The organism is Nostoc sp. (assembly GCF_036917575.1).
Classification (GTDB): domain Bacteria; phylum Cyanobacteriota; class Cyanobacteriia; order Cyanobacteriales; family Nostocaceae; genus Nostoc.
In genome coordinates this window covers 20,141-32,864 of sequence record NZ_JBALDC010000016.1, presented here as the reverse complement: position 1 = coordinate 32,864, position 12,724 = coordinate 20,141, and the positions used below count along the sequence as shown (strand labels likewise).

Sequence of the window (12,724 nt, the reverse complement as noted above, 5' to 3'; positions counted from 1 at the left end):
TTGTTTTTCCGGGTTCATGCTTTAGACGGACGGCTTGTGTATTCTCATACATTCTCCCAGAAAAGGTATATCCGCCAAAGTGGGATGCTCCCTTTCAATAATGCTGAATCGAAAACCACAAGATGCAAATAACCGCCGTGAAGCCTCGTTAGGAATTGCTGTATCTAAACGAATTTGCTTGATACCCATTTGATGAAAGCGTTCAACACTTAGCATCACCATCTGCCGCGCAATTCCTTTTTGGCGATATTCCGGCTCAACCCAAATATCATGAATAAAAGCAAATTCCTGTAATCGGTAAATTGGTATTTCTCGCTCAACTGTTGCCACCAGAAATCCGACAATTTGCCCTTCATTTTCGGATACTAGAAATATACTGGCTCCATCGCTATTTGCCAAACGCGTCAACCATTTCTCATAACGCTGTTCTGGATGCGGTAGAAAACCATACTTGGCGGAATCCCAAGACTCATGCAAAGCACAAATTTTGGCAACCATTGGTAAAACTGCGGGTACGTCAGTGATTGTAGCGGGGCGGATCAGCATAAGCTTTCAAGCACAAAAAGCACAAATATAGCAGGAGGCAGAGGGCAGGAGGCAGGAGGCAGGAGGCAGGAGGTAAAACTATTGCTAACTCTAGTATTCACCGCATCTTTATGTCCTAACCTGTGTGACTACAGCTATAATATCAATTCAAAATTCAAAATTCACGCATTAAGAAAGCCAGACATCACAAAGGTATATCCGTATGTATCTGTCGCATTCTTTTTTCAAATTGGTATAAGAAAGAATAGCTTGCAGTGAGGTATTAGTTTTTATCAACAAAGGCAGGAGGCAAAAGAAATACTGTCTTCTACCTCCTGCTCGTGACCGAAGGAAACTTGCGGTTAAGACCCTCACGCTCACAAGAGTTCAGTGGCTGGAATTAGCTAATAAGTTTTTTCGTAACTCCATGCAATCGGGTTAACACTGGCTTTGCCCAATTTCCACTTAGCAAATCGTGCAGCAGAATATAAAAACAAGGGATGATAAATAATGTCAGCATCGTTGCGATCGCCATCCCAAAGAAAACTACAATCCCTAAAGGCTGCAAAAATTCAGAACCTTCACCAATACCTAATGCCAAAGGAAACAGTCCCATGATAGTAGTGACTGTGGTCATGATAATTGGACGCAAGCGTTGAGGTGCAGCTTTCACGATCGCAATTTGGCGAGTACAATCTTCCTCATCCCGAATTTGATTCGCCAGTTCCACCATGAGAATCCCTGCGTTCACTACAATTCCCACCAGCAGGACGACACCAACAATTACAGTTGCGCCAATTGCAGTTTTGGTAATGTAAAGTCCAAAAATTCCCCCAGCTAACGCCAGTGGTACGGTGAAGATAATTACCAATGGGTCAATCAGTGAATTGTATTGTACCGCCATAACTACAAAGATTAAGAATACCGCCAACGCCCCCAAAGTTTTTAAAGCATCCTGAAGTTGCTGATTCGTTTCTTGGGCAGAACTAGGCACAATGGAAACGCCATCAGGTAAGTCTACATCTTTAAGTACCTCGTTGACTTCTGCGATCGCTTCACCCAGACTAGCTCCCTCGCTGAGATTTCCGGCGACAATAAAAGCTTGGCGCTGATTAATCCGTTGCACCTCACCAGGCGCTTGACCTTCTTGAATCTTCGCAACATTAAAAAGGCGGATTAGTTGATTATTTTCTGTAAATAGCGGTAATTGCTCCAATTGGGAAGAACGCTGAATTGCTTCTTTATTTAGCTGCACCCGCACATCAACTAAACGATTACCGCGTTGAATTTGCGTGGGAACTGAACCTTCAATTGCTGTTTGAACTGTTGCACCAATTTGCCCGGCACTCAATCCTAAAGCTGAAACCCTTTCCCAGTCTGGGCGAATTTGGATTTCCGGTTGTCTGGGGTCGGCATCTGGTCGGAATGTCGCTAATTTTGCCCTTTCTTGTAATGCTTGCAGTACTTGAGCGCCTGCTTGCATTAAGTTTTGTTCATTTTCACCTTGTAGAACTACGTCAACGTCTGACCCTTGTACTGGAGAATTACTCAAGATTAAACCCCGTACCTGACCAGGATTGAGGCGTAGCAGAATTCCTGCTAAGTTGAGTTTGTTAAATTCCTGAGTTACTTTTTTGACGAAAGCTTCGACATCTGTGCCTGGTTTCAGATTGATGGTGCTATTGGCACGTAAAGGATTTTCTGTAGTACTGCTGCCAAATAAATTACCACCCACAGTTGTGAAAGCAGACTCGGTTTCTGGTTGTTTGAGCAAAATGTCATCGACAATTTGCATAACTTTTTGGGAAGTTGCTAAAGGTGTACCGGGCGGAAACTGCGCTCTCAAGGTAGCTTGTCCGGTACTGATGCGGGGTAGAATTTCTTGGGGAATTTGACCAAACATAAAGAAGCTGCTGCCGCCTAAAATTAGCAAAGCAGCAGTTACTACGAGGAGCCGATAGCGTAAAACCTTGGTTAAGAAGTTACCGTATCCCCGTGTAGCATCTTCAAATCGCTGATTAAATTTTCTAAGCAGCCAAAATTCGCTGATTCGGCTAGACCAGCGAATTCCCAAGAGTCGAGAAGACAGCATTGGCACTACTGTAATGGCGACAACCAGAGATGCTGCGACTGCGAAGCTAATTGTCAAAATCAGTTCATTAAATAGCAGTGCAATAAAGCCGCCAATCAAGAGGAATGGAACTACAGAAACTAAGTTGGCTCCTGTAGCAGCAACTAAAGCAGATTCTACTTCTTGGGAAGCTGCGATCGCACTGTCAATAAAGAATTTAGAATTTCTCCCCCTCCCCTGCTCCCCTTGCTCCCCCTGCTCCCCTCTCTCTCTTTGATTGGGAGTCATCCCCGCTTTTTCGGAAATATTCTCCAAGATCACAACCGATGTATCAATTGCTTGACCGACTCCTAATGTCAGACCTGCCAAACTAAAAACATTCAAGGTTAAACCAAATATTCTCATTAAAGCGATCGCCGCCAAAGTACACAGAGGAATCGTCAAACTGATAATGAATGTTTGCCGGAACGATCCCAAAAATAACAACACTGCTGCTGCGGCTAACAATGCTCCAGAAATCCCCGAAAAGATGACATCATTTAAAGAATTGCGGATGAAGACAGATTCATCTGTGGTGGGACTCAAAGTCATGTCTGCTGGAATTAAACCCGATTGTCGTAATTGTTCAATTCGCCGTTTCACAGCATCTACAACTGTGATTGTGTTGGCTTCAGGCTGCTTTTGGACTGAAAATTTCACCGCAGGCTGACGATTCAAATAAACAAATACTCGCTGTTCTTCTGTATCGTCAATTACCTGTGCAAAGTCTCGCAAATAAACGCGGCGGGAGGGTACAGAAGTAGTGGTAGTAGTGGTAGTAGTGGTAGTGGTATTACTGTTATTAGTGGTATTAGCACTAGCAGGAGAAGAAACTTCCAAGGAAAGGTTTTCAATTTCCTTAGCATTTTGGAAACGTCCGACAGTGCGAGTCAATGGCTCGGAATTTTGCCCCAGAATCCGACCACCAGAAGTATCTTGGTTACGGGCTGTTAATTCTTCTAAGACATCATTTAATCCCACACCCAAAGCTTGCAATCGGTTTAAGTCAACAAGCACTCGTACTTCTTCCTCTGCGCCACCAGATACATCAACGGAAGCGACTCCTGGCACGACACTGAGTTCACGCGTTAACTCTTCATCAGCAAATACGCGTAACTCTTTACCTGGTAATGAAGCAGAGGTCAGCGCCAATTCATAAACCGGCAATTGAGAAGGATCGACTTTGAATAAGCGCGGCTCCTCTATTGTATCTGGGAGTTGTCCTCGATTTCGGTTAAAAGCAGCAGTTGCATCGTTTAGAGCTTGGTCAATATCGCCCCCTGGTTGGAAGTATAAATCGAGGCTTACCTGTCCTTCACGGGTGCGGGAGAAAACTTGCACTATATTCTCGGTTGCCGATAAAGCTTCTTCCAAGGGTCTGGTGATTTCATCTACTGCTACTTCTGGTGAAATACCAGGAGCTTCTAGCCGAACGCCAATTCGGGGATAAGTAATTGACGGTAGCAGATCGACTTGAATCGTTGTGAGAAAAAATACCCCAATGACAATTACTGCCACAGTGAGCATGAGTGTGCCAATGTGTTGGCGGATAGCGATCGCACTCAGGCTAAATCCGCTATTGCCATTATTATTTGCTTGTTGCATGATCCCAAGTGATAAGTGCTAAATGCTGACTACTGAGTACTTTTTTCTTTGGTATGGTGATCATTGCTCACCCGACTATTACTTTTCTGAAAGAATTGAAAGATTTACAGTGTCACCTTCTTTTAGCGGCTTACCACTACGAACAACATAGCGCTCTCCCACTTGCAAACCAGATAAAATTTCTACTTTGCTATCAGCCCTTTTTCCTAAAGTAACTGCACGTGTCGCTACTTTCGTCTTGCCATCTGTGTCTTTCACCACAAATAGCGTCCCTGACGGGTTTTCTTGCTCTTTTCCTGCTTCCTTTGCTGCTCCTGCTTGTTTTTGAATAGCTGTTTGCGGCACTACTACCCGTTGTTGAGTCTGGTTTTCAAAATTGACTCGCGCCAGTAGCCCACTGCCAATCTTACCCTGAGTGTTAGGAATCAATACCTCTACAGGTATCAAGCGAGCTGTGGCATCGGCGGCTGGGGAAATTCGCGTAACTCTGCCAATTAATGCTTCTTTGGGGAAGGCATCTAAGCGCACTTGTACAGACTGCCCAACCTGAATTTGTGCTAGTTCTAATTCAGAAACTTGGACGGCGACTTTGACACGGTTAAAGTCACCAATTTTCAAGACTTCGCTACCTGCTTGCAGCAAGTTGCCTGGTTCTGTCACCCTTTGTGTGACTACACCAGTGATCGGAGATACCAGCCGAGTATAAGACCTGCGCTCTTTGGTTTGGGCAACCAATGCCTGTTGAGCAAGTACTCTACCTTGGGCGGCAGCAACGGCTTGCTGTTCTGTCCGAACTTGTTCTTGGGCTGCTCGGAGTGCCTGGGCAGCTGTTTGTGCCTGGGTACGTGCTTGCTGGGCAGTTTGTTCAGCGATCGCTCCAGCCTTAAATAACCTCTGCTGGCGTTCTGAGTCTGCTTGAGCTTGTACTACTTCTAGGCGCGCCCGTTCAACGTCTGCACGAGCATTGCTTACCTGATTTGTTGCCCTAGCTACTTCTGATTTGAGGGCTGCTAGCTCTGCTTCTGCTTGCTTTAATTCCGTCGAAAGTATGGTATCGTCTAACTGCCCGACGTTTTGCCCAAGCTTTACTGCATCGCCGACATCAAGGTTCAAAGCCAACAACCGAGCTTCTACTTGCGATCGCAGTGATACAATTCGGAAGGGTATTGTATTACCTGTGTATTCTGGTTGTGTTTGTAGCGTATCAGTTCGAGCGATCGCTACATCTACAGCTGTCGCACCACCACGTTGTTCGCTACCAGGACTCTGAGATTGTGCGTCAGCCGCTTCTTCCTTGGGTAGCGTTCCACAATTCGCTGTCAGCAGTCCTATGCCCAGCAAACAGGGAATCAATAATGATGCAAAAGGCGAAGACACCTTTGTGTCAAAACTATTTTTTACATCTGCAACAGCCACATCAGTCTTCATAACTGAATTTAACTGGGTATTAATTACCTGGTTAGCAGCTGCCAAAGGTGATTTCGCCTGCTTGTGCGGCTTCTTTCTGTCCAAAATCATTTATTTTTCTTGTATTTGGTGAGCTTTTTGGGTTAAACAGCCGTGCATTACCAAGTAATTTTGAGACATTATGAATAGTGAAAAGCGGCGAGAGTCAATTGGCTATCTTCTTGCAGAATTTTGTATCAAAAATTACTTTTTATTTAAAAAAATTCTCACCACTTTAACTGATTAAATTGAGCCGCCCGCTTTTTAGCTGACGATGCAATTATTAACTCAGTATAAATATTTTTAAATTTCTTGCAATCTGCCCTTAGTAGAAGACTTGTATTTACTGAAGATACGGGACTTTTACACGCCTACTTCTAATCTGGATATACTTAAATAATTATACTTAGGAGATTAAAAATAGATTTGATATAGCAAAATGCCCAGTAATTTTTACACACGAGCAAATATATTAAGAATAGTAAAGATAAGTTTTTTTTTGACGCTGTGAAATTTAGCTTGGGCGATCGCATTTAAAGCATAGAAAAAGGCAATATATATTACAGCCACCAAATATTAGGCTAGGAAAGTTAAAAGTGACATCATTGCTAAAAATTGCACAAACTGCTGATGGATCAATTTTCTCAACCAAGGCTGTGATGAATTGCTAAACCTAGCTCAAATGTACGATTTGCCTGATAGAGATAGTTTGATTTATGGTGCAGCAGTTATCGCAGTTAATGATTGGTCAATATTTAGAAAAGAAAGTGCATTAGTCGATCTCGTGGGTGCAGTTCACTAAAGCCTTACCCGTTTTGAGACTAGCCAGCATCTAGCTATTAACCGCTTATATAACTTTTTATAACAGTTTTTCAAACCTTTTTCCCAGAAAGTGAGTTGTTATGTCATTATGGGAAGTGAAATTGAGAATTAATTCGGCGACAGTGTTTGTTTTTAGTATTGACAGGCTTTTTCCTTTTGGTATTACAGACTTCTCTCCGAAATCTAAATCTCTACAAACTTATGATTTTGGAGACATTTGATGTCAATTTACGTAGGTAACCTCTCTTATGATGTTACACAAGATGCGCTGAGTGCCGTATTTGCAGAATATGGTGCTGTAAAGCGTGTTCAACTACCGACTGACCGTGAAACAGGTCGTTTCCGCGGCTTTGCTTTCGTGGAAATGAGTTCAGAAGATGAAGAAGCGAAAGCTATTGAAGCTCTAGATGGTGCTGAATGGCTTGGTCGCGACCTTAAAGTAAATAAAGCTAAACCCAAAGAAGACAGAGGTGGTGGTTCCTTTGGGAACCGTGGTGGTGGCGGCTACAACCGTAGCAACAACCGCTACTAAGCTTAATTGAATTTAGAAAAGGCTCAGGCAAGAATGCTTGAGTCTTTTTTATGCAAAACTTTGACTTTAAATAATCTTAGGCAATTACTTCTCGTACCGCACTGATAATTCTCTAACCAGAGTGGCCTGATGAAAGATCGTTTTCCATTGATCGTTGTTTAATTTCCAGATGGAACTTCGCAACGAATGAACAGTGTTCGCCAGATATATGTCTGACTATACGATAAGTTACTAAAATAACCCCTGTTGCTAAAACTAACGTTTTTAATTCTGTTATCAATCTTTGAATCAGAGGTTGGATGAGTTCATTCTGCAAGCTTTTGATAGTTTGCTGTTTATTAAAAACACGCCCTGATCTGACAAATTCAATGAACTCGTCAGCAATAAAATCCATAATATCTTTAGCTGATTTTCGGACATTGGGTTAAAGCAAACGCTCCTCTAACTTACGAAAAAGTGATTCTTTTAAATAATCTGCTTTCATATATATTTTGAAAACTAAATTGGATAGTAGCAGGTATGATTATAAGCGATCGCTTTGAACTTTGATTTTTATCCGAGCGCATCCTTGAGCAAGTTAATAAAAAAACCCGCTGATTGGGGTAGGGATTCCAGCGGGGTTAAATAATACTGTTATCTTTTCAGAGAAACCAACACTAAACTTAATTACAGAGCTACTAGAAATTTTTACGACTAATAGTAACTATTTATAAATGTTTATGAACTAATTTTTTAGCATGATGTTTGTGATGTTTAGTATGATAAACTTTAGCAGATTTTACGCCAGTATGATGGATAGTTTTAGCTTGAGCTTGTGATGCAAAAGCGGTCACAGGTGCAGCAAAAATCAAAGCCAAAAGTAAAGCTTTAGCGAACTTATTCACTTGAAAATCCTCATCAGGTAATCAACAATTTAACTATCCGATAGACGTATGTCATAAGTTTGTAATTGATATGAATCTTTCATGTCTATTTTGACATCCGTCAATACTAATACTGTTTAGGTATGGTGAGAGACGCTATGAATCGCCGTCTCTACAATAATGATGATTTATCGCATCTTTAGCAAGCTAGAATTTTCATCAAAAACCTTAACCGAATCGTATTGGATCTGACGTGAACCTATCCTACTATTTTATATAATCCCTACTTTTTGTCATAAAATGTGCTTCAAAACCTTAATTTTTCGTTTTCATTTTTCAATAAGCTTAAGTTTTGTAGCACAAATATTATTAGTAGGATAAGTTCGTGGAATACTTAGCTAAAAAATACTTGCTAGGATTTCAATCTTAAATGTAACAATTTAGACATCATCCAAATAACTGTAATTTGGCTATGATATGTGAGTTAACTTTGATTAGGAAATGCTAAGAGCCATCAATTCTTCTGCTACTTCAAAGTTAGCTGTGACATTTTGCACGTCATCCAAGCTTTCTAGAGTATCAATTAACTTGAAAAGCGATCGCGCCCGATCGGGATCGGTAACTTCTACACTATTATTAGGAATCCAGCGCAATTCGGCATCAGTTACCTTAAAGCCTTGATTTTTGAGTGTCTGACTAAGGGTTTCTAAATTTGCAATATCAGTAAATACCTCAGCCATCTCATCTTCAGTTATCTCATAAGACTGGGCACCACCTTCAAGGGATGCTTCTAAAAGCTGTTCTTCGTCAAGCACACCCTCCACTACACAAACGCCTTTTTGTTCAAACATCCAGCTAACGCAACCTGTTTCACCAAGATTACCACCATTTTTACTAAAAGCTACACGCAAGTCAGCAGCAGTGCGATTGCGATTATCTGTGAGGGCTTCGATTAAAATAGCTACACCACAAGGGCCATAGCCTTCGTAGCGAATGGCTTCAAAGATAGCATTATCACCGCCAAAAGTGCCTGCACCTTTAGCGATCGCTCGTTCAATATTATCATTAGGAATACTTGCAGCCTTTGCTTTGTCAACTGCTGTGCGAAGTTGAAAATTCAGCGCCGGATCTGGTACACCGCTTCTAGCCGCCACAATAATCGCCCTGGATAACTGAGTAAAGGTTTTTCCCTTTTTTGCATCTACTATCGCTTTCTGGCGCTTAATATTTGCCCATTTACTATGTCCTGCCATAATTTGAGATGATCATAACTCTATTTAAGATTAGGATATACCTAGCTTTTATCTTCACTCTGGTCTTCAATAACTTGCTGAGGAATAACTTAAATCGATTGTGGAATATCCCACAGTGGTGTATCAGTTTTCATCCCTACACTCGCTTTAGGAACGCGATACCTGTATCAAGAGTGCCAATAACTTCTAACTCAATCGGCTTTTGCTCCTCTTGGTTTGCGGGTGTTGGAGTTGTCTTTCTTGACAATAATTCTAACTATCTTAATCTCAAATTAAATGTCTAACATATTTTGTTTTTAGCAAACAAATCTCTTGCAAAAGTCCCTTGACGCGGTAGAATAACGAAATTTTGCAAGAGGTCCTAATCATGAAACCATTTCTTTTTGTAACTGATTTAGATGATACCCTCGTGTATCGTACCGTCGGTGATGACAGCGCTTTACCAGAACTAAATCAACTGCTGGAAAGACATCGCCAAGAATACGGTACTAAAATCGTTTATTCTACTGGGCGATCGCCTGTACTTTATAAAGAACTCCAAGCTAAAAAAAATCTTTTGCAACCGGATGCCCTCGTCCTATCTGTGGGTACAGAAATTTACCTTGATGGTACTGATACTCCAGACTCAGATTGGTCAGAAATCCTTTCTCCGGGATGGGAACGGGAAACTGTATTATCTATTACAAGAAAATATCCTGAGTTAATTCGGCAACCAGATTCAGAACAGCGTCCATTCAAAGTGAGTTGTTTTCTAGAACAAGAAGTATCTGCGAATGTTCTACCACAACTTGAAGCAGAGTTACAAAAATCTAAATTATATGTAAAGTTAATCTACAGTAGCGGTATTGACCTTGACATTGTACCCCATAGCAGCGATAAAGGTCAAGCAATGCAGTTTTTACGCCAGAAGTGGAAATTTGCAGCAGAACAAACAGTTGTCTGTGGTGATTCGGGTAATGATATTGCTTTATTTGCTGTAGGCAACGAACGCGGAATCATTGTGGGGAATGCCCGTAAAGAGTTACTCCAATGGCACAATGAGTATCCCGCAGACTATCACTACCTGGCTTCATGTTTTTGTGCAGGTGGAATTATCGAAGGCTTAAATTATTTTGGTCTCTTGTAATGATTAGTTATTTAAAAGGTATAGTCGCTGGTATCCAAACAATTGGCGCTAATCGCGTAATTCTGACTCTGGAAGTGAATGGCTTGGGGTATGATTTGCAAGTTCCCCAACGTCTAGCAAACCAGTTACCAGAGTCGGGAGGAGTGGCGCAAATTTTTACCCATTTGCAAATTCGCGAAGAAGTGCCCTTTCTATATGGCTTTGCTTCCCCAGCCGAACGCGATTTATTTCGCCACTTGCTGACTGTCACAGGTATTGGTGCAGCCTTAGCGATCGCACTCTTAGACACTCTGGAATTACCAGATTTAGTCCAAGCAATTATCGCTGGCAATACACAAATCCTAATTCAGGCTCCAGGTGTTGGTAAAAAAATCGCTGAACGCATCTGTTTGGAACTGAAAAGCAAATTAGTTGAGTGGCGCAAATCAGCCGGGTTCTTCGTCGCCACAGGCGGCCCAGCACCGGGAATTCTCGAAGAAGTGCAAATGACTCTCTTCGCCTTGGGATACACTGCCAATGAGGTCAGTCACGCCCTTCATGTGGTCAGCGAAGACATCGGACTACCCAAAGATGCTTATGTCGAAGATTGGATTAAACAAGCGATCGCTCATCTTAGCAGCGAACAAGTTTAATCTTGGCATTAATTTTGAATTTTGAATTTTGAATTATTATCCCCCATGCCCACTGATCCTTATGCCTGGCTAGAACAGTCCTTAGCAACAATTCATCGGGCAGACTGGTATCGTTCGGTACAATCTATCAATGGTCGTCCGGGTGCAACGGTAGTTTTAGCTGGGCAAGAAGTAATTAATTTTGCCAGCAATGACTATTTGGGATTGGCTGGAGATGAGCGTTTGATGGCAGCTGCAACTGCTGCGATCGCTGAATTTGGTACTGGTAGTACTGGTTCTAGATTACTTAGCGGACATCGGGAATTACACAGAGAGTTAGAAGAGGCGATCGCATCTACCAAACAAACAGAAGATGCTTTGGTATTTAGTTCCGGATATCTAGCCAATTTGGGTACAATTACCGCCCTTGTGGGCAAGCGTGATTTAATATTCTCTGACCAGTACAATCATTCCAGTCTAAAAAATGGAGCGATTCTTAGCGGTGCAGCAGTAGTGGAATATCCGCACTGTGATGTGGCAGTATTAAAGACTCAGTTGAACCAGCAGCGGCAAAATTACCGACGCTGTTTGATTCTTACTGATACCGTCTTCAGCATGGATGGCGATTTATGTCCGTTGCCTGCACTGTTGAATCTGGCTGATGAATTTAGCTGTATGCTGCTAGTTGATGAAGCTCATGCTACTGGCGTACTGGGAAAAACTGGTGCTGGATGTGTCGAACATTTTGGGTGTAGGGGAAAGCAATTAATTCAAGTTGGTACTTTGAGTAAAGCTTTGGGTAGTTTAGGCGGATATGTAGCAGGAAGTAGCGCCCTAATTGATTTTTTGCGGAACCGCGCACCTAGTTGGATTTATACTACTGGGCTTTCACCTGCTGATACAGCCGCGGCCTTGGCAGCAATCAAGATCGTGCAACAAGAACCGCAATATCGTGCCCAATTGTGGGAGAATATACATTACTTAAAAACTTTGCTGCAACAGTTACCTAACCTGCAATTGCTGCCTTCTGAATCACCCATATTATGTTTTCAATTGCCTAATGCCACAGATGCCCTCAAAGCTGGAAAACAGTTAAGAGACGCTGGAATTTTTGCCCCAGCAATTCGTCCCCCCACAGTACCCACAAGTCGAATCAGAATATCTGTGATGGCAACTCATCAAGTAGCACATATTGAAAAATTGGTAGCAATACTAAAGAATGTTATGACGACAGTAGGACATAGGGCATAGAGAAAAGACAAGGTAAACAAGGGAGAGATTTGTTCAATAATTTCCCCTTGTCCCCCCTGCCTGCCTAAATTCATTCCCCCGTTCTACAACGCCTGCCATCAACTCTACGATGAGTGACTCAAAGGCTTGAGCGATCGCAAATAAGCACAACAACTGATTATTCACAATGCCTTAGCCCAAACTGGTTGAGAAGGTGATTCTATAGCCCTAGAAATTACCGAGAGTATGTTAATTCAAAATGTCAGTTAGATAATTGATTTATGAACCCAATTAAAGTACAGAAAGATTCAGATCAGCATTGATGACTTTAGTAGCGGTTATTCATCGCTCAATTATCTCTATCCTTAACTAGATATTATTCCATAATTTTTGTTATAAATTCGCTAGCGTTTATATTTAATATTTTAAATTAGCAAAATAATATCATTTATCTTGATGGTTCAAATTAAATTTCTACTCTGCTTATCAGATAACGAACAAATTAACCTCTGGCAAAAGAGACTTTTATAACTCAGCAAAATCTATCTATAGATAAATTACTAAAATTTACAAACTAGCTTAGGGTATGTAGAGCCTCTGC

At 41.8% G+C, this 12,724-nt stretch carries 12 protein-coding genes; 5 read left to right on the top strand and 7 right to left on the bottom strand.

Annotation, left to right across the window (positions count from 1 at the left end):
- Positions 1-21: 21 nt before the first annotated feature.
- From V7K79_RS03460 to V7K79_RS03450, 3 genes are all read right to left on the bottom strand, one after another.
- On the bottom strand, positions 22-546 hold the full coding sequence (locus tag V7K79_RS03460) for a GNAT family N-acetyltransferase (protein ID WP_335044743.1): 525 nt from the start codon (positions 544-546) through the stop codon (positions 22-24).
- A gap of 379 nt (positions 547-925) precedes the next feature.
- On the bottom strand, positions 926-4,240 hold the full coding sequence (locus V7K79_RS03455; RefSeq protein ID WP_335044740.1) for an efflux RND transporter permease subunit: 3,315 nt from the start codon (positions 4,238-4,240) through the stop codon (positions 926-928).
- 78 nt (positions 4,241-4,318) lie between these two features.
- Positions 4,319-5,758 (bottom strand): efflux RND transporter periplasmic adaptor subunit, encoded by a 1,440-nt coding sequence (locus V7K79_RS03450; protein WP_335044738.1) that lies wholly within the window; start codon positions 5,756-5,758, stop codon positions 4,319-4,321.
- 592 nt (positions 5,759-6,350) lie between these two features.
- Here V7K79_RS03450 and V7K79_RS03445 point away from each other — a divergent pair.
- Both V7K79_RS03445 and V7K79_RS03440 read left to right on the top strand, forming a co-directional pair.
- Positions 6,351-6,488, top strand: coding sequence for a hypothetical protein (locus V7K79_RS03445; RefSeq protein ID WP_335044736.1), 138 nt, complete (start codon positions 6,351-6,353; stop codon positions 6,486-6,488).
- A 240-nt stretch (positions 6,489-6,728) separates the two neighbouring features.
- Positions 6,729-7,040, top strand: a complete 312-nt coding sequence (locus V7K79_RS03440) for an RNA recognition motif domain-containing protein (RefSeq protein WP_335044735.1) — start codon at positions 6,729-6,731, stop codon at positions 7,038-7,040.
- A gap of 112 nt (positions 7,041-7,152) precedes the next feature.
- Here the strand turns inward: V7K79_RS03440 and V7K79_RS03435 are convergent, their stop codons facing one another.
- From V7K79_RS03435 to V7K79_RS03425, 3 genes are all read right to left on the bottom strand, one after another.
- A complete protein-coding gene (locus V7K79_RS03435) occupies positions 7,153-7,434 on the bottom strand; it encodes a hypothetical protein (RefSeq protein ID WP_335044732.1) in 282 nt (93 codons plus the stop codon).
- Between the two features lie 313 nt (positions 7,435-7,747).
- Positions 7,748-7,924: a hypothetical protein gene (locus V7K79_RS03430; protein ID WP_335044730.1), complete on the bottom strand. Its 177-nt coding sequence runs from the start codon at positions 7,922-7,924 to the stop codon at positions 7,748-7,750.
- A gap of 473 nt (positions 7,925-8,397) precedes the next feature.
- Positions 8,398-9,156, bottom strand: coding sequence for a YebC/PmpR family DNA-binding transcriptional regulator (locus V7K79_RS03425; RefSeq protein WP_335044729.1), 759 nt, complete (start codon positions 9,154-9,156; stop codon positions 8,398-8,400).
- Between the two features lie 367 nt (positions 9,157-9,523).
- Here V7K79_RS03425 and V7K79_RS03420 point away from each other — a divergent pair, with 367 nt between their 5' ends.
- Genes V7K79_RS03420 through bioF form a run of 3 tightly spaced genes read left to right on the top strand, consistent with a single transcriptional unit; the run spans position 9,524 to position 12,144 of the window.
- The gene (locus V7K79_RS03420) at positions 9,524-10,282 is read left to right on the top strand and encodes a sucrose-phosphate phosphatase (protein WP_335044727.1); all 759 of its coding nucleotides are present in this window, start codon (positions 9,524-9,526) and stop codon (positions 10,280-10,282) included.
- Entirely contained in the window at positions 10,282-10,914 is a 633-nt protein-coding gene (gene ruvA / locus V7K79_RS03415) for a Holliday junction branch migration protein RuvA (protein WP_335044725.1), read from the top strand. Before V7K79_RS03420 ends, ruvA begins: the two co-directional genes overlap by 1 nt.
- A gap of 45 nt (positions 10,915-10,959) precedes the next feature.
- Positions 10,960-12,144, top strand: a complete 1,185-nt coding sequence (bioF, locus tag V7K79_RS03410; protein WP_335044722.1) for an 8-amino-7-oxononanoate synthase — start codon at positions 10,960-10,962, stop codon at positions 12,142-12,144.
- Positions 12,145-12,177: 33 nt separating this feature from the next.
- Here the strand turns inward: bioF and V7K79_RS03405 are convergent, their stop codons facing one another.
- A complete protein-coding gene (locus tag V7K79_RS03405; protein ID WP_335044720.1) occupies positions 12,178-12,309 on the bottom strand; it encodes a hypothetical protein in 132 nt (43 codons plus the stop codon).
- Positions 12,310-12,724: the final 415 nt, after the last annotated feature.

Excerpts from the sequence above, each read along its gene's own strand:
- V7K79_RS03460 (WP_335044743.1), bottom strand. The coding sequence starts at position 546 with ATGCTGATCCGCCCCGCTACAATCACTGACGTACCCGCAGTTTTACCA.
- V7K79_RS03455 (WP_335044740.1), bottom strand. The coding sequence starts at position 4,240 with ATGCAACAAGCAAATAATAATGGCAATAGCGGATTTAGCCTGAGTGCG.
- V7K79_RS03450 (WP_335044738.1), bottom strand. The coding sequence starts at position 5,758 with ATGATTTTGGACAGAAAGAAGCCGCACAAGCAGGCGAAATCACCTTTG.
- V7K79_RS03440 (WP_335044735.1), top strand. The coding sequence starts at position 6,729 with ATGTCAATTTACGTAGGTAACCTCTCTTATGATGTTACACAAGATGCG.
- V7K79_RS03435 (WP_335044732.1), bottom strand. The coding sequence starts at position 7,434 with ATGGATTTTATTGCTGACGAGTTCATTGAATTTGTCAGATCAGGGCGT.
- V7K79_RS03425 (WP_335044729.1), bottom strand. The coding sequence starts at position 9,156 with ATGGCAGGACATAGTAAATGGGCAAATATTAAGCGCCAGAAAGCGATA.
- V7K79_RS03420 (WP_335044727.1), top strand. The coding sequence starts at position 9,524 with ATGAAACCATTTCTTTTTGTAACTGATTTAGATGATACCCTCGTGTAT.
- ruvA (WP_335044725.1), top strand. The coding sequence starts at position 10,282 with ATGATTAGTTATTTAAAAGGTATAGTCGCTGGTATCCAAACAATTGGC.
- bioF (WP_335044722.1), top strand. The coding sequence starts at position 10,960 with ATGCCCACTGATCCTTATGCCTGGCTAGAACAGTCCTTAGCAACAATT.